A 396-nucleotide genomic window follows, 5' to 3' on the forward strand; every position below is an offset into this window, starting at 1 on the left:
CAAATTCTCGTCAGATGTTTCAAAATGAGCAATCGCTCTTTCTAAATACCAATTTGGAGAGTTTGATCCTGGCTCAGGACGAACGCTGGCGGCGTGCCTAATACATGCAAGTCGAGCGGAGTTTATCCTTCGGGATAAGCTTAGCGGCGGACGGGTGAGTAACACGTAGGCAACCTACCCCTCAGACTGGGATAACTACCGGAAACGGTAGCTAATACCGGATAATTCCTTTTCTCTCATGAGGAAAGGATGAAAGGCGGAGCAATCTGCTACTAAGGGATGGGCCTGCGGCGCATTAGCTAGTTGGTGAGGTAACGGCTCACCAAGGCGACGATGCGTAGCCGACCTGAGAGGGTGAACGGCCACACTGGGACTGAGACACGGCCCAGACTCCTA

At 52.3% G+C, this 396-nt stretch carries 1 rRNA gene; it reads left to right on the forward strand.

The features are described 5' to 3' along the window. Positions 1-50: 50 nt before the first annotated feature. A 16S ribosomal RNA gene (locus L6H70_RS28640) occupies positions 51-396 on the forward strand; the annotation flags it as partial.

Source organism: Paenibacillus auburnensis (genome assembly GCF_927798115.1).
Classification (GTDB): Bacteria; Bacillota; Bacilli; order Paenibacillales; family Paenibacillaceae; genus Paenibacillus_AQ; species Paenibacillus_AQ auburnensis.